This is a genomic window from Burkholderia sp. BCC0398 (assembly GCF_902833245.1).
Lineage (GTDB): Bacteria > Pseudomonadota > Gammaproteobacteria > Burkholderiales > Burkholderiaceae > Burkholderia > Burkholderia sola.
Map to the genome: position 1 here is coordinate 544,784 of NZ_CADFEM010000001.1, position 16,226 is coordinate 561,009.

Annotated in this window: 11 protein-coding genes; 10 read left to right on the top strand and 1 reads right to left on the bottom strand. The window is 67.1% G+C overall.

Annotated elements, in window-relative coordinates:
- Nucleotides 1-7: 7 nt before the first annotated feature.
- The 9 genes from HWX76_RS02400 to HWX76_RS02440 all read left to right on the top strand — a co-directional run bounded on the left by HWX76_RS02400 (nucleotide 8) and on the right by HWX76_RS02440 (nucleotide 13,711).
- Nucleotides 8-1,495, top strand: a complete 1,488-nt coding sequence (locus HWX76_RS02400; RefSeq protein WP_124630540.1) for an efflux transporter outer membrane subunit — start codon at nucleotides 8-10, stop codon at nucleotides 1,493-1,495.
- Between the two features lie 235 nt (nucleotides 1,496-1,730).
- Nucleotides 1,731-3,266, top strand: a complete 1,536-nt coding sequence (locus tag HWX76_RS02405; protein WP_124630541.1) for a catalase — start codon at nucleotides 1,731-1,733, stop codon at nucleotides 3,264-3,266.
- A 79-nt stretch (nucleotides 3,267-3,345) separates the two neighbouring features.
- Nucleotides 3,346-3,957 carry an ankyrin repeat domain-containing protein gene (locus HWX76_RS02410; protein WP_176015430.1) on the top strand — a complete coding sequence of 204 codons (612 nt, stop codon included), beginning with the start codon at nucleotides 3,346-3,348 and terminating at the stop codon, nucleotides 3,955-3,957.
- 401 nt (nucleotides 3,958-4,358) lie between these two features.
- Nucleotides 4,359-5,519 (top strand): efflux RND transporter periplasmic adaptor subunit, encoded by a 1,161-nt coding sequence (locus tag HWX76_RS02415; RefSeq protein WP_050011321.1) that lies wholly within the window; start codon nucleotides 4,359-4,361, stop codon nucleotides 5,517-5,519.
- Nucleotides 5,520-5,539: 20 nt separating this feature from the next.
- On the top strand, nucleotides 5,540-8,683 hold the full coding sequence (locus HWX76_RS02420) for an efflux RND transporter permease subunit (protein ID WP_176015431.1): 3,144 nt from the start codon (nucleotides 5,540-5,542) through the stop codon (nucleotides 8,681-8,683).
- 4 nt (nucleotides 8,684-8,687) lie between these two features.
- The gene (locus tag HWX76_RS02425; protein WP_050011323.1) at nucleotides 8,688-10,118 is read left to right on the top strand and encodes an efflux transporter outer membrane subunit; all 1,431 of its coding nucleotides are present in this window, start codon (nucleotides 8,688-8,690) and stop codon (nucleotides 10,116-10,118) included.
- A gap of 101 nt (nucleotides 10,119-10,219) precedes the next feature.
- Complete coding sequence (locus HWX76_RS02430) at nucleotides 10,220-10,912, top strand: response regulator (RefSeq protein ID WP_176015432.1); 693 nt, start codon at nucleotides 10,220-10,222, stop codon at nucleotides 10,910-10,912.
- Nucleotides 10,909-11,247 carry a hypothetical protein gene (locus HWX76_RS02435; protein ID WP_235356134.1) on the top strand — a complete coding sequence of 113 codons (339 nt, stop codon included), beginning with the start codon at nucleotides 10,909-10,911 and terminating at the stop codon, nucleotides 11,245-11,247. Before HWX76_RS02430 ends, HWX76_RS02435 begins: the two co-directional genes overlap by 4 nt.
- Before the next feature lie 628 nt (nucleotides 11,248-11,875).
- Entirely contained in the window at nucleotides 11,876-13,711 is a 1,836-nt protein-coding gene (locus HWX76_RS02440; RefSeq protein ID WP_124679689.1) for a S53 family peptidase, read from the top strand.
- A gap of 142 nt (nucleotides 13,712-13,853) precedes the next feature.
- On the opposite strand, the gene HWX76_RS02445 is transcribed toward HWX76_RS02440, so the two are convergent.
- The gene (locus HWX76_RS02445) at nucleotides 13,854-14,504 is read right to left on the bottom strand and encodes a pyridoxamine 5'-phosphate oxidase family protein (RefSeq protein WP_089489141.1); all 651 of its coding nucleotides are present in this window, start codon (nucleotides 14,502-14,504) and stop codon (nucleotides 13,854-13,856) included.
- 237 nt (nucleotides 14,505-14,741) lie between these two features.
- On the opposite strand from HWX76_RS02445, the gene HWX76_RS02450 reads away from it, so the two are divergent.
- Complete coding sequence (locus HWX76_RS02450; protein ID WP_089489140.1) at nucleotides 14,742-16,223, top strand: PLP-dependent aminotransferase family protein; 1,482 nt, start codon at nucleotides 14,742-14,744, stop codon at nucleotides 16,221-16,223.
- Nucleotides 16,224-16,226 lie beyond the last annotated feature (3 nt).

Consider the following 16,226-nt stretch of genomic DNA (forward strand, 5'->3'; position numbering starts at 1 on the left):
ATACGCGATGAAATCCTTCTCCCTGCCCCGCCGCCCCGTGCTCACCCTGTGCGTGGCCGCGTGCCTGCTCGCCGGCTGCACGGTCGGCCCCGACTATCGCGGCGCGCCCGCCGCGCCGGATGCGCCGACCTTCGTGCGTGCGCCTGCCACCGGCGTCGACACCGCCGCGCCCGCGCCGAGCGCGTGGTGGCACGCGTTGAACGATCGCCAGCTCGACGAGCTGATCGTTGCCGCGCTCGTGTACAACCCCGACCTGCACGCCGCGCAAGCGCGCTTGCGCGCGGCGCGCGCGCAGCTCTCGCAACAGCGCGCCGCGCAGATGCCGAAATCGTCGGCCACCGTCGCGGCCATCCGCATGCGCGAACCGGACGTCGGCGCGCTCGGCTCGCTGCTGCCGTCGAACGGCTCGGAACAACCAGGCAGCACGTCGCCGTCGCTCGGCGGCGCGGGCCCGCTGCAACTCTATTCGGCGGGCTTCGACGCGACGTGGGAAATCGACCTGTTCGGCGGCACGCGCCGCGCGGTCGAAGCCGCGTCCGCGCAAGCCGAGGCCGTCGATGCCGATCTCGCCGACACGCAGGTGTCGATCGCGGCCGAAGTCGCGAATGCGTACGTCGACCTGCGCGACCAGCAGCAACGGCTTGCGTTGTCGCGGCGCACCGCGCAATTGCAGCAGCAGATGCTCGAACTCACGCGGCAGCGGCGCGCGCGCGGCGTCGCGGCCGATGCGGACATCGAGCGGCTGACCACGCAGGTCGAGAACACCCGCGCGTCGTTGATCCCGCTCGATGCCCAGGTGACCGAATCGCTCGACCGGCTCGCGATCCTGACGGGCCGCGCGCCGGGCGCGCTGGACGCCGCGCTGTCGACTCTGGACGCCGCATTGCCGACGCTGCCCGGCAGCGTCGCGATCGGCGATCCGGCCACGCTGCTGAAACAGCGCCCCGACATCCGCGCGGCCGAACGCCGGCTCGCATCGAGCAATGCGCAGATTGGCGAACACGTCGCCGACTATTTCCCGAAGGTGACGTTGCTCGGCGATCTCGGCTTCAGCGCGACCGACCCCGGCCATTTGTTCCGCAAGCAGAATTTCACCTGGGTGGGCGCACCATACCTGCAATGGAACATTCTCGATTTCGGGCGTACGCGCGGCGCGGTGCGCGCAGCCGAAGCGTCGCGCGACGAAGCGGAAGCGAATTATCAGAAGGCCGTGCTCGGTGCGTTGCAGGACGCCAATACCGCACTGCAGCGTTACGGGCATCAGCGCGAGCACGTCGTCGCATTGACGAAGGTGCAGACGTCGGCCGTGCATTCGTGCACGCTGATGGACCAGCGCTATCGCGCGGGCGTCGCGTCGATGATCGACCTGCTCGATACGCAACGCGAAGCGCTGTCCGCGCAGCAGAACGTGATCGCCGGGCAGGCCGAACTGATCAAGGACTATGTGTCGGTGCAGAAGAGCCTCGGGCTCGGATGGCAGGCAAGCGCCGGTTGACTGCGCGGCCGAAAATCATGCACGGCCGATACATCATCCTCATCGAAACAATCCGGCAATAACTCATTGCGCGCGCAACAATACGGCTTGGTTTCTTGCGCAACAAACAGGCTCGCACCGCATCGCCCCACGGCTATCGAAAACATATCGAATATCAATTAGCCAATCGTCTGACGATCTCTTCTAATTCAGTCGGCTTCCCCACCACCGATCGGATTCAAGGAGTTCCATCGTCATGTCCTCATCTTCCCATCGCGTGCTGCGGCACGCAGTCGCCGCGATCTGCGTCGCACTCTCCGCCTCTCCGTACGCCGCCGAACTCACGCGCGACACCGGCGCGCCCGTCGGCGACAACCAGAATTCGCAAACGGCCGGCCCGGCCGGCCCGGTACTGCTGCAGGACTCCGCGCTGATCGAGAAACTGCAGCGCTTCGATCGCGAACGCATTCCGGAACGCGTCGTGCATGCGCGCGGCACCGGCGCGTTCGGCGAGTTCGTGCCGAGCGCCGACATCTCCGACCTGACGAAAGCGAAAGTCTTCACGCCGGGCACCCGCACGCCGGTGTTCGTGCGCTTCTCCACCGTGATGGGCTATCGCGGCTCGCCGGAGCAGGCGCGCGACCCGCGCGGCTTCGCGGTGAAGTTCTATACGCAGCAGGGCAACTGGGACATGGTCGGCATCAACTGGCCGGTGTTCTTCATTCGCGACGGCATCAAGTTCCCCGACTTCGTGCACGCGAACAAACCGAGCGCCGTGACCGGCGTGCAGGACCCGAACCTCGCGTTCGACTTCTTCGCGCACACGCCCGAAGCGACCCACATGCTGACGCGGCTGTACACGGACGAAGGCATGCCCGATTCGTATCGCCACATGGACGGCTTCGCGGTGCATGCATTCAAGTTCGTCAATGCGCAAGGCGACGTGCATTACGTGAAGTTCCACTGGAAGAGCCAGCAAGGCGTGCACGGCCTGCGCCCGCAAGAAATCGCCGCATCGATCGGTCGCGACTGGAACCTGATGACGAACGATCTGTACGGCGCGCTGAAACAGGGCGATTTCCCGAAGTGGGACCTGTACGTGCAGGTGCTCACGCCGAAGGACCTGAACCGCTTCGACTTCGACGCACTCGACGACACGAAGGTGTGGACCGGCGTACCTGAACGCAAGATCGGCACGATGACGCTCAACCGCGTGCCCGACAACTACTTCCAGTCGACCGAGGAATCGGCGTTCGCGCCGTCGCGGCTCGTGCCGGGGATCGAACCGTCCGAAGACCGGATGCTGCAGGATCGCCTGTTCGCGTACGCCGACACGCAGCTGTACCGGCTCGGCGCGAACTACATGGATCTGCCGATCAACCGCCCGGTCGTGCCGGTCGTCAACAACAACCAGGACGGCAAGATGAATGCCGGCGACCGCAAGGGCGAGGTCAATTACGAACCGTCGACGCTGAACGAACTCGCGCAGGATCCGCAGTACAAGTCGGTCCGCATGGCGCTCAGCGGCACGACGCAGCAGGAAGCGATCCGCAAGAAGCTGCCGTTCCGTCAGGCCGGCGAGTACTACCGCAGCCTGTCGCAGCAGGACAAGGACGACCTCGTCACCGCGCTGTCCGGCGATCTCGGCCAGGTGAAGAACGCGCAGAACCAGTACGCGATGCTGTCGTACTTCTACAAGGCCGACGCCGACTACGGCACGCGTCTCGCGCAAGCCGTTCACGCGAACGTCCAGCAAGTGCAGTCGCTCGCGGCGAAGCTGAGCGACAACTGATCCCTCGCGGCTCCGGTCGCTGCCGACGTGTGCGCTCGCGCCGCCCACGTCGGCCCGGCCATTTCATCAGGACTTCCCCATGCGAACCGAACGCTTCACCCACGCGATTCGCGCGGCCGCGGCGGCGCTCGCGCTGGCCGCGCTCGCCGGCTGCGCGCACCTGCCCGACCGGCCGACGTACGGCAAGGCCGACCCTGCCGCGCTGCGCCGCTATGACGACGACTGGTTCGACGCGGCGCGCGTCGGCCGCGTCGATATCCTGCGCGCGTTGCACGACGCCGGCTATCCGGTCGACGCGACCGACAGCCACGGCTACACGGCCGTGATCCTCGCGTCGTACGACGGCCAGCCCGCGGCGCTCGACTACCTGTTGTCGGTCGGCGCCGATGCGTGCGCCGGCGATCGTCACGGCAACACCGCACTAATGGGTGCGCTGTTCAGGAACGAACCCGACATCGCGCGACGCCTGATCGACACGCGCTGCCCGATCGACCAGACGAACGGCGCCGGCGAAACCGCGCTGGGGTTCGCGACGCTGTTCAACCGCTTCGAGCTGATTCCGCTGCTCGTGGCGCATGGCGCGAATCCGAACCATGTCGACCGGCGCGGCCAGTCGCTGCTTCAGCTCGCGCTGACGCACGACAACATGTATGCCGCGGACGCACTGCGGAAGGCCGGCGCAAAACAGTAGCGCGACTACGCGTCAAATGGCGCGACCCATTCGCTGACCTCCATCCGCGTCGCCATCACGCGATGCCCACGCCCTGTCGCGCACGTGTGCGCCCAGCGGTCCCGTCGTCGCCAGCCAGCGCAGACGCACCGCCTCGTCGACCAGTCCGCCCGGCCGCCCTGCCGGCTCGATCTTTAAACACCAACGCGAACCGACGCGCGCATCGAGCCGAAACACCGCGCGCATGAACACCGCGCCGCCCCCTGTTCGTCCGGGCGTTCCGCTTCGGCTCCCCCTCCTTTCGGCGCCTTTCGCCGCCTCCATCGAATCTCCATCTTTCCGCATCAAAGCCCCCAACTAATCCAAGCACACTCCGCCCCGTCAAAGCAGGCAGTGGGCTGCCTGCGCTTCCTGGAGTCGCTATGAAGAATCAGAAACGATGCTGCCACGGCGCCGTATGCGCGCTGGTGGCGGCGATGCTGGTGGGTTGCGGGCCGGCCGAGCAGCAGGCCGCCGCACCGGCCACTCCGGTCGCGGCCATGACCGTGACCGCCATGCGCGTCGACGTGACCGAAGACCTGCCGGGCCGCGTCGCGGCCGTGCGGGTGGCCGAGATCCGGCCGCAGGTGAGCGGCATCGTGCAGCGCAGGCTGTTCGAACAAGGCACCGAAGTGCGCGTGGGCCAGCCGCTGTTCCAGATCAATCCGGCGCCGTTCAAGGCCGAGATGGATACCGCCGCCGCGTCGCTGCAGCGGGCACAGGCCGCGCTCGAACGCGCGAAGGTGCAGACCGCACGCTTCAAGCCGCTCGTCGAGGCCGATGCGATCAGCCGCCAAGTGTACGACGACGCCGTATCGCAACGCGACCAGGCCGCGGCCGACGTCGCGCAGGCCCGCGCGACGCTCGCGCGCCGCCAGCTCGACCTGAAGTTCGCGACCGTGGAAGCGCCGATCGCCGGCCGCATCGACCAGGCGCTCGTGACCGAAGGCGCGCTGGTGTCGAGCGGCGACAGCCAGCCGATGGCGCGCATCCAGCAGATCGACCAGGTGTACGTGGACGTGCGCCAGCCGGCCGCGTCGCTCGAAGCGCTGCGCGGCGCGCTCGCGTCGCAGCCGCAAGCGTCGGACCGCAACGGCCTGCCGGTCGACGTGCTGCGCGACGACGACACCCGCTACGACGTGAAGGGCCGCATGCTGTTCTCGGGCGTCAACGTCGATCCGGGCACCGGCGACGTGCTGCTGCGCGTGCTGGTCGACAACCCGAAGCGCCAGTTGCTGCCGGGCATGTACGTGCGTGCCCGGATTCCGCGCGCGCACTACGCGAACGCGGTGATGGTGCCGCAGCAGGCCATCGTGCGCGCCGGCGGCAAGCCGCAGGTGTGGGTGCTCGACACAAAGGGCATCGCGCACCTGAAGGCGGTCGAGGTCGGCGAACTGACGAACCGCAGCTACCGCATCAAGTCGGGCCTGCAGGCCGGCCAGAAGATCGTCGTCGAAGGCATGGAACGCCTGACCGACGGCGCGCCGGCGGCCGCGACCGACTGGAAGTCGCCTGACGCGGCCGCCACCGCGTCCGCGCACTGAGTCACGAGGAGCCTCCAGCCATGGCTGAATTCTTTATCCGACGCCCGGTGTTTGCGTGGGTGATCGCGCTCTTCATCATCCTGACGGGGCTGATCGCGATCCCGCAATTGCCGGTCGCGCGCTATCCGTCGGTCGCGCCGCCGTCCGTCACGATCACCGCAACCTATCCCGGCGCCACGCCGCAGACGATGAACGACGGCGTGCTGAGCCTCATCGAGCGCGAACTGTCCGGCGTCAAGAACCTGCTGTACTTCGAATCGTCGGCCGACACGTCCGGCGGCGCGCAGATCACCGTCACGTTCAAGCCCGGCACTAATCCTGAGATGGCGCAGGTCGACGTGCAGAACAAGATCAAGTCGATCGAGCCGCGCCTGCCTGCCGCGGTGCGCCAGAACGGGCTGATCGTCGAATCCGCATCGTCCGGCTTCCTGATGCTGATCGGCCTGCGCTCCGACAGCGGCCGCTTCGACGAAGGCGCGCTCGCCGACTACATGGCGCGCAGCGTGTCCGAGGAGTTGCGGCGCATCGACGGCGTCGGGCGTGTGCTGCAATTCGGCTCCGAGCGCGCGATGCGCATCTGGGTCGATCCGCAGAAGCTGATCAATTTCGGCCTGTCGATGAACGACCTGACGACCGCGATCGGCCAGCAGAACGTGCAGATCGCGCCGGGCAGCCTCGGCGCGCTGCCCGCGCTGCCGGGCCAGCGCGTGACCGTGCCGCTGACCGCGCAAGGTCAGCTCACGACGCCGGAGGAATTCGCGAAGGTCGTGCTGCGCGCGAACGCGGACGGCTCGAAGGTCGTGCTCGGCGACGTCGCGCGCGTCGAACTTGGTTCGCAAAACTACATGTTCGTGAGCCGCGAGAACAACAAGCCGGCCACCCTCGCCGGCGTCCAGCTCGCACCGGGCGCCAACGCGGTGAAGACCGCAGACGCGATCCGCACGCGCATGGCTGAACTGAGCAAGTCGATGCCGTCTGGCATGAGCTATTCGATCCCGCTCGACACGTCGCCGTTCGTGAAGATCTCGATCGAGAAGGTGCTGGCCACGCTGTTCGAGGCGATGGTGCTCGTGTTCCTCGTGATGTATCTGTTCCTGCAGAACGTGCGCTATACGCTGATCCCGGCCATCGTCGCGCCGGTCGCGATGCTCGGCACCTTTGCGGTGATGCTGCTGACCGGCTTCTCGATCAACGTGCTGACGATGTTCGGCATGGTGCTCGCGATCGGCATCATCGTCGACGATGCGATCGTCGTCGTCGAGAACGTCGAGCGCCTGATGGCCGAGGAAGGGCTGTCGCCGAAGGACGCGACGTCGAAGGCGATGAAGGAAATCACCGGCGCGATCATCGGCATCACGCTGGTGCTGACCGCGGTGTTCCTGCCGATGGCGATGGCGAGCGGCTCGGTCGGCGTGATCTACAAGCAGTTCACGCTGTCGATGGCCGTGTCGATCCTGTTCTCCGCGCTGCTGGCGCTGACGCTCACGCCGGCCCTGTGCGCGACGATGCTCAAGCCGCTCGCACCGGGCCATCACGAAAAGCGCGGCTTCTTCGGCTGGTTCAACCGCCGCTTCGATCGCCTGACGACCTGGTACGAGACGCGCGTCGGCCGCCTGGTCGGCCGCACCGGCCGCGTGATGCTCGTGTTCGTCGCAATCGCGGGCGCACTGGTGTTCGGTTTCCGCAGCCTGCCGTCGTCGTTCCTGCCGGACGAGGACCAGGGCTACTTCATCACCAGCTTTCTGCTGCCCGCGGACGCTACCGCCGAGCGCACGCATGACGTGGTCAACACGCTGGAGAAGCATCTTGCTTCGCGTCCGGCAATCCAGTCGAGCATTTCCGTGATCGGCTACGGCTTCTCGGGCCAGGGTCCGAACGCGGCGATCAACTGGTCCGTGATGAAGGACTGGAAGAACCGCGGCGGCGCATCGACGCTCGAGGAAGGCATGCTCGCGCAGCAGGCGATGGCCGGCGTGACCGAAGGCACGGTGATGAGCCTGCTGCCGCCGGCGATCGACGAGCTCGGCAACAGCTCGGGCTTCTCGATGCGTCTGGAAGACCGCGCGAACCAGGGCACGGCCGCGCTCAAGGCAGCGGAAGTCAAGCTGCTCGAACTCGCCGCGCAAAGCAAGGTCGTGACCGGCGTGTACCCGGACAGCCTGCCGGCCGGCACGAGCATCCGCCTCGAGATCGACCGCGCGAAGGCGCAGGCGCTCGGCGTGTCGTTCACGACGCTCAGCGACACGCTGTCGACTGCGATGGGCTCGACCTACGTGAACGACTTCCCGAACGCAGGCCGCATGCAGCAGGTGATCATCCAGGCCGACGCGCCGGCGCGCATGCAGATCGACAACGTGATGAAGCTGTACGTGCGCAACGCGGCCGGCGGCATGGTGCCGCTGTCCGAGGTGGTGCGCCCGGTGTGGGCCGACACGCCGCTGCAGATGGTGCGCTTCAAGGGCTATCCGTCCGCACGGATCTCGGGCACCGCCGCCCCCGGCCAGTCGAGCGGCGCGGCGATGGCCGAGATGGAACGGCTCGCCGCGCAACTGCCGCCGGGCTTCGCGGTCGAGTGGACCGGCCAGTCGCTGCAGGAACGCCAGTCGGCGTCGCAGGCGCCGATGCTGATGGTGCTGTCGATGATCGTCGTGTTCCTGGTGCTCGCCGCGCTGTACGAAAGCTGGTCGATTCCGCTGTCGGTGATGCTGGTGGTGCCGCTCGGCCTGATCGGCGCGATCGGCGCGGTGCTGCTGCGCGGCTTGCCGAACGACGTGTTCTTCAAGGTCGGGATGATCACCGTGATCGGTTTGTCCGCGAAAAACGCGATCCTGATCGTCGAGTTCGCGAAGCAGTTGCGCGAGGAAGGCAAGGGATTGATCGAGGCAGCCGTGCAGGCGTCGAAGCTGCGCCTGCGCCCGATCCTGATGACCTCGCTCGCGTTCGGCCTCGGCGTCGTGCCGCTGATGATCGCGACCGGCGCCAGCGCCGAGACGCAGCATGCGATCGGCACCGGCGTGTTCGGCGGCATGGTGACCGCGACGGTCCTGGCCATTTTCTTCGTCCCTGTTTTCTTTGTGTTCGTGATGAGCATCCAGGAGCGCATCGGCGCATGGCGGACGTCCCGCAAGCAGCCGGCCGCCCCGACTCACGGACAGGAAGGTTGATGCCATGCGATTGCTTATTCTTCCCCTCGTCCTCGCGCTGTCGGCCTGCTCGCTCGCGCCGACGCTCGTCAAACCCTCGATGCCGGTGCCGACGGCCTACACCGCCGCCGCGGCCGCCGATCTCGACGCGAATGCCGCCGACCTCGGCTGGCGCACGATGTTCGGCGACCGCCGCCTGCAGCGCCTGATCGAGCTCGCGCTCGACAACAACCGCGACCTGCGCGTGGCGGCGCTGAACGTCGAGGCCGCCGAGGCGCAGTACGGCATCCAGCGCGCCGCGCGGCTGCCGTCGATCGGCGCCGGCGCGAACTTCACGCGCCAGCGTACGTCGGACGACACGCAGTCGAATCCGCCGCTGTTCGGCACGACGCAGAACCAGTACGGCGTGAACGTCGGCATCAGCGCGTTCGAGATCGACCTGTTCGGCCGCGTGAAGTCGCAGTCGGATGCCGCGTTCGCACGCTACCTCGCGACCGATCACGGCCGCCGCGCGGTGCAGATCTCGCTCGTCGGCGGCGTGGCCGACGCGTACTTCGCGGAACGCCTCGCGTACGAGCAACGCCAGTTGTCCGAGCGCACGCTCGCCGACTGGCGGCAGTCGCTCGATCTCGCGCGCCGCCTGAAGGAAGCGCATCAGGCGAGCGGCGTCGACATCGCGCAGGCCGAAGGCCAGGTCGCGAGCGCGACGGCCGATCTCGAAGCGCGCACGCGCGCCGTCGAGCAGGCGCGCAATGCGCTGCGCGTGCTGGTCGGCGCCGAACTGCCGAAGGATCTGCCCGAGCCGCTGCCGCTTCAGCAGCAACCGATGATGACGCAATTGCCGGCCGGCCTGCCGTCCGAACTGCTGTTCCGTCGCCCGGATATCCAGCAGGCCGAACAAAACCTCGTCGCCGCGAATGCGGACATCGGCGCCGCGCGCGCCGCGTTCTTCCCGCGCCTGTCGCTGACGTCGTCGATCGGCTTCCTCAGCCCCGCGATGGGCAGCCTGTTCGACGGCGGGCAGCGCGTATGGAGCTTCGCGCCGCAGGTCACGGTGCCGATCTTCCAGGGCGGCCGGCTGCGTGCCGAGCTGCGCCTCGCGGAAGTGCGCAAGTCCGGCGCGGTCGCCGAATACGAACGCGCGATCCAGGCCGCGTTCCGCGAAGTGGCCGACGGCATCGCCGGACGCGAAACCTTCGGCCGCCAGATCGACGCGCAGACGCGCGTGGTCGGCTCGGCCGAGCGCCGCACCGACCTGTCGAATCTGCGCTATCGCGCCGGTGTCGAGGGGCGGCTGGAGTTGCTCGATTCGCAGCGGCAGCTCTATGCGGCACGGCAGGCGCTGCTCGACCTGCGCCGCAGCGAGCTCGGCAATGCCGTTGCGCTGTACAAGGCCCTCGGCGGCGGCCTGACGGACCAGGACGTCGCACCGTCGAAGCACGTGGTGCAGAACTGAACGAACGGCGCCGCTCCGCCCGCGCAGCAGCGTGGCAGAACGGCGCGCCCCGCGCCCGGCAATGGGCCGCCCCGATTGTTCGACATCGCACGGCACACTCCATGACGAATTCCCTGATACTGATTGCAGAAGACGAGCCCGACATCTCGGACATCCTCGATGCGTACCTGAAACGCGACGGCTTTCGCACCTGCCGAGTCGCCGACGGCCAAGCGGTGCTCGACATGCAGCCGCACCTGAAGCCCGACCTGATCCTGCTCGACGTGAAGATGCCGCAGAAAAACGGCTGGGACGTGCTCGCCGAGCTGCGGCGGCGCGACAACACGCCCGTCGTCGTCGTCACCGCGTTCGATCGCGACCTCGACCGGCTGCAGGCGCTGCACGCCGGCGCGGACGACTACATCGTCAAGCCGTTCAACCCGGCCGAGGTCGTCGCGCGGTTGCGCGCGATCCTGCGCCGGTCCGCCGCGCCGCCGGCCCAGCGCATGCTGCGCGTCGGCGACCTGGAGATCGATACCGACAGCTATCTGGCCCGCGTGCGCACGGCTGACACCGAGGTGCCGATCACGCTGACGCTGACGGAGTTCCGGCTGCTCGCGCACATGGCGAGATCGCCGAGCCGCGTGTTCACGCGCGGCGAGTTGCTCGATGCGTGCATGGCCGACGTGAGCGCGCTGGAACGCACGGTCGACAGCCACATCTGCAGGCTGCGCAAGAAACTCGAACAGGCCGGCGCACCGGGCATGCCGGAAGTGATGCGCGGCGTCGGCTACCGGCTGCGGGGCGCGCAGTGATCGTGGCCGGCGATCGGTCGGCGCGCACGGTTTCCCGCGACGGCTGCCCGGCCGACCTCGCGCGCTTCATCGAGCACTTCAATGAGATGACTCATCCAATGCAATCGACGAATCCACCTGATGCGGCAGCCCCCGTCGCCGGCCGCAACCGCGTCACGCGCACCCAGCTCACTGAACTCCAAACCCGGCTCGACGCCATCAAGGTGCTCGCCACCGATGCGCACGCTGCCTCTCACGACGCGCTGCTTCAGCATGTCGACGCGCTGTTCCGGTGCGTCGAAGACCTTCAGGTGGCCGAACGACAGGCGCCGGCGATTCGAACATTTCCTCGATAACGAACGGCCGTTTCAACACGCATCGGAAAGGATCGGCGAGTCGCTTTCGGCATTACCTGCGTTACCGGTTTCGAACATTACAAAATGCCGCCGATCTTTCAAAATCATTGCGCCTTATTCGATTTAATTTTGTTTCATATAATCAGAAAAAGTTTGACATCGCGCTTTCGTTCTTGATACCGTCCGATGCAAGCAATCCGACGGATTGCCCGCCACGTAATCGATTCCGCTCCACATTTTTTCGCTTCCGCTGCACCGAAGTACGCGCCGCCGAATGATTCGTTCGTCCGCCGGCGCGTGCAGTATCCCGATGCATTTCACTGGACGGCTGCCATCCGGCAGCGGGCCGAAGGACCGAATCAAATGAGCAGGACACCGAAGCTGTTGCTCTAGCAATCCCGCCCGCGCCGACTCCGGCGCGACTGCCCCGCCCTGCGGCGCAGCCTTCCCGTTACCGCGTTTTCCGTATTTCGCCTCCGGAGAAAACCCGCTTTCCGGATCGGGCGAAAGGCCCTGTCGCGTCCGTGCCATCCGCCCGTATGCGACAGAAAACGGCGGTGCATGACCCGCACCGCTGTCGACCGTTGTTGTTCGTGCCGTTCGTTGTTCAACCGGAGGGGTAATTCAAATGAATCAGGTTGCAAACAAGAAACAAAAGCACATTCGCGCCGTCAATCTCGCACTCGCCGCCGCGGCCGCCGCCGCTTCGTTCGGCATGGCGACCGCCCATGCCGCGCCTGCGGCCGGCTGGACGGAAACGCGCACCAAAGGGTTCCTGCCGCTCGTGCAGCAGAACGAAGCCGGCACGGCCGGCGCGCCCGCCGCGAGCACGGCAGCCGCTGCCGCGTCGGCTATCGACATGGCGCCCGGCGAATCGGTGGACATCGTGCTCGGGCTGAACCTGCGCAACGAAGCCCAGCTCGACCAATACCTGCGCGACCTGCACACGCCCGGCTCGCCGCACTACCGGCAGTTCCTCACGCCTGCGCAATTCGCCGCGCAATACGCACCGACCGACCAGCAGGTCGCGTCCGTCGTCGCCCACTTGCGCAAGGCCGGCTTCGTGAATATCGTGGTCGCGCCGAACCGGCTGCTGGTCTCCGCGTCCGGCACCGCGGGGACCGTCCAGTCCGCATTCCGCACGACCCTCAAGCGCTTCACGCGCAACGGCCGCAGCGTCTATGCGAACACCGACGCCGCGCAAGTGCCGAACGCGATCGGCAACGTCGTCGGCGCGGTGCTCGGCCTGCAGAACGTCGAGCTCGTGCATACGGGCGCGGGCGGCACGCCGCAAGGCAACACCAGCAACCTGACGATCCCGGCCGGCGCGTCGGCGGTGCCGCACAACCCTACCGAGTTCTCGTCGATCTACGGCGGCGACGGCACGCCGACGGCTTCGCAGACCACGGTCGGCATCATCTCCGAAGGCGATCTGTCGCAGACGGTGAGCGACCTCAATACGTTCGCCGCGAACAACGGCCTCGGCACGATCAGCAGCAGCATCGTGAAGACGGGCCCGGCCGGCAGCTCGTACACCGACACCGACGGCACCGTCGAGTGGAACCTCGACAGCCAGTCGATCGTCGGCACGGCCGGCGGCAGCGTGAAGCAGGTCGTGTTCTACGTCGCGCCGTCGATGACGCTCACCGCGATCACCGCCGCGTACAACAAGGCCGTGACCGACAACGTCGCGAAGGTGATCAACGTATCGCTCGGCGTGTGCGAATCGTCCGCGTACAGTACCGGCTCGCAGGCGACCGACGACACCATCTTCAAGCAGGCGGTCGCGCAAGGGCAGACCTTCTCGGTGTCCGCCGGCGATCACGGCGCGTACGAATGCGCGAGCGGCAAGCCGTCGCGCTCGACCTACACGGTGAGCGAGCCGGCCACGTCGCCGTACGTGATCGCGGTCGGCGGCACGACGCTGTTCACGAATACGTCGACCAATGCGTACAACAGCGAAATCGTCTGGAACGATCCGAGCTGGCAGTCGGGCACCGTGTGGTCGACGGGCGGCGGGTACAGCAAGTACGAGGCCGCGCCGACGTGGCAATCGTCGACCCTCACCGGCTCGACCAAGCGTGCGCTGCCCGACGTCGGCTTCGACGCCGACCTGCGCACGGGTGCGATTCTCGTCGTGAACGGTCAGACGTCCGACACGCTGTGGGGCTCGGGGTACCTGAACAACGAAGGCGGCACGAGCCTCGCCGCGCCGATCTTCACGGGCATCTGGGCGCGGCTGCAGTCGGCCAACAACAATGCGCTCGGGTTCCCCGCGTCGAGCATCTACAAGTACTTCCCGACCAACGCGGCGCTGCTGCACGACGTCACGTCCGGCAACAACGGCAGCGGCACCTACGGCTACAAGGCGAAGGCCGGCTGGGATGCGACGACGGGCTTCGGCAGCGTGAACATCTCGAAGCTGAACGCGTTCATCCAGAGCACGTCGGATTTCGCGCGCTGATGAGTCGCTGACCGTTGCGGTTGCGCAAGCGCGACGTATCGTACGCAACCGCGTCTGACGACCCGCGAAGGCTGCGAAGCCATCGCGGGTTTTCTGCATGCGGCGTCATCTCGCCTCTCCGATGCGAGCCCCGCCGCGCCGCTCAATCGGCCCAGTCCCGGACATAATCCGGCACCGGCACGGTGCCGCCCGCATGCACCGGCGCGCCGCGTATCGTCTTCAGCGGCAGGATCCCGGCCCACACCGCCAGCCCGAGATCCTCTTCCTTGTCGGACGGCAGCGAATCGCTGATTTTCACGGCCGCTTCCGCCATCGAAATCCGCAGCACGCTGGTCGCATTGATTTCCTTCGAATTGCCCGGCCGCGCTTCATGCTTGCGGCCCGGCGCGATCTTGTCCATCAACGCATCCAGCGCGGCGAGTTTTTCCTCACTGCCTTCGACCACGTCGAACGGCCCGTAGATCACCGCCGATCGATAATTCATCGAATGGTTGAAGGCGGACCTGGCCAGCACGAGACCGTCCAGCAGCGTCATCGCGACGCAAGCCTGCGCGCCGACCGACAGCGCCTTGATCATTCGGCTGCCGTTGGACCCGTGGATATAGAGCGCATCGCCCGTCCTCCAGTGTGCGGTCGGAATGCAGTGCGTGTTCTGCCCGTCGCCGAACGCGATGTGACAGACGTACGCGTCGTCCACGATGCGGTAGAGCATCGTGCGATCGCGACTCGCCAGTTCAGGCAGACGGCGAATGGTCGTGCGCGGCGTGGAAGAGAGAGTGGTCTGGTTGCTCATATATATCTGTACTGCGAAATGAATTGTATCGGCATCGTGCCGTATCCGTGTCTCAGCGCGTGGTTGCCCCGCCCATCGACAGTCGCGCGCCGAATCGAGCAAAATACGCGCACACCGCGAGTTGCGCCGATCGCCAGCCATGTGTGCGAACCGGCCTGCGCCGCGCAAGCATGAACGATACGACGCGCGACGCGTCTTCGAAAGAACCAGCACAAGGAAAATTTCTGGAACCAGCCCATGGATCTCGCGCTGCTCATCTCATCGCTTGCCAGACAGGACGGCGCGACAACCCATAGCCAGCAGGAAGCGCTCTACCGGAGCCTGCGCGACATGCTGCTGGACGGGCAGCTTCCGCCCGGCACGCGGCTCGCGTCGACCCGCGTGCTCGCGGCCGAGCTGGGCATCGCGCGCAATTCCGCGGTCTATGCGTACGAGCGTCTTGCCGAGGAAGGCTTCGTGGCGGCCACGCGCAACGGCACGATCACGCGATGGGACGGATGCGGCCGCCCGGGCGCCGGACAGGAAGACGGCCCTGCGCCGGTTCACCTGTCGGCGCGCGTGCAAGGGTTGGAGAACGCCGATCCCGAGCCCGAACGCATGTTGCCGTTCGTTCCCGGCCTCCCGTCCCTCGACGAATTCCCGGTTGCCCAGTGGCGCCGCTGCGTCGAGCGCGCATGGAAGACCATCACGCCCGCCCGGCTGGCGTACGGTCCGGTCGAAGGATTGCCCGAATTGCGGCGCGCGGTGGCCGCGTACATTCGCGTGTCGCGCGGCGTGCGCTGCGACATGGCGCAGGTATTCATCACCGACGGCACGCAGGGCAGCCTCGAACTGTGCGCGCGGATGCTGGCGAATCCCGGCGAATACGGCTGGCTCGAGAACCCTTGCTACAACGGCGCGAGGACTGCGTTCCGCTCGACCGGCCTGACTCCCGTGCCGATCGAGGTCGATCGCGAGGGCATGGCGCCAACCGACGCGCAGTGGCGCACCCACCCGCCCCGGCTGATCTATACGACACCGTCGCACCAGTACCCGCTCGGCACGCTGATGAGCCCCCGGCGGCGCGCGGCGCTCGTCGAGCATGCCCGTGCATGCGGCACGTGGATCATCGAGGACGACTACGACAGCGAGTTCCGTCGCGGCGGCCAGCCGCTGCCCGCGATCCAGGGCCTACAGGCGGACGCGCCGGTGTGCTATCTCGGCACGTTCAGCAAGACGATGTTTCCGGCGCTGCGGCTCGGTTTCATGGTGGTGCCGCCGGTGCTGGTCGAACGCTTCACCCGAACGCTGCGCGAACTCGTCCATCGCGGCCACCCGGCCGACCAGCTGGCGATGGCTGAATTCATCGATACCGGCCTATTTGCGCGGCATCTGCGGAAGATGCGGGCGCGCTATGCGGACCGGCGCAGCAGCCTCGAAGCGGCGCTCGCCCGCCATCTCGGCACGTCGCTGAGCGTGCGGGAAAGCCCGGGCGGCATGCATCTTTCCGCGGATCTCGCGATGCCGCTGCACGATACCGACGTCGCGCGCACTGCCGCCGCCCATGGCTTGCTGCTGCAACCGCTGAGCAGCTACTGCATCGGCGACGGCCGCCGCGGCAACGGCCGCCGCTACAACGGCTTCGTGCTCGGCTATTCAGGGCTGAGCGACGCGACGATCGAGACAGCCGCGATGCAGTTCGCAGCCGTCATCGACGAGCACCGCCGCGCGCGGCGCTGAGCA

Excerpts from the sequence above, each read along its gene's own strand:
- HWX76_RS02415 (WP_050011321.1), top strand. The coding sequence starts at position 4,359 with ATGAAGAATCAGAAACGATGCTGCCACGGCGCCGTATGCGCGCTGGTG.
- HWX76_RS02430 (WP_176015432.1), top strand. The coding sequence starts at position 10,220 with ATGACGAATTCCCTGATACTGATTGCAGAAGACGAGCCCGACATCTCG.
- HWX76_RS02420 (WP_176015431.1), top strand. The coding sequence starts at position 5,540 with ATGGCTGAATTCTTTATCCGACGCCCGGTGTTTGCGTGGGTGATCGCG.
- HWX76_RS02400 (WP_124630540.1), top strand. The coding sequence starts at position 8 with ATGAAATCCTTCTCCCTGCCCCGCCGCCCCGTGCTCACCCTGTGCGTG.
- HWX76_RS02425 (WP_050011323.1), top strand. The coding sequence starts at position 8,688 with ATGCGATTGCTTATTCTTCCCCTCGTCCTCGCGCTGTCGGCCTGCTCG.
- HWX76_RS02440 (WP_124679689.1), top strand. The coding sequence starts at position 11,876 with ATGAATCAGGTTGCAAACAAGAAACAAAAGCACATTCGCGCCGTCAAT.
- HWX76_RS02445 (WP_089489141.1), bottom strand. The coding sequence starts at position 14,504 with ATGAGCAACCAGACCACTCTCTCTTCCACGCCGCGCACGACCATTCGC.
- HWX76_RS02410 (WP_176015430.1), top strand. The coding sequence starts at position 3,346 with ATGCGAACCGAACGCTTCACCCACGCGATTCGCGCGGCCGCGGCGGCG.
- HWX76_RS02405 (WP_124630541.1), top strand. The coding sequence starts at position 1,731 with ATGTCCTCATCTTCCCATCGCGTGCTGCGGCACGCAGTCGCCGCGATC.
- HWX76_RS02450 (WP_089489140.1), top strand. The coding sequence starts at position 14,742 with ATGGATCTCGCGCTGCTCATCTCATCGCTTGCCAGACAGGACGGCGCG.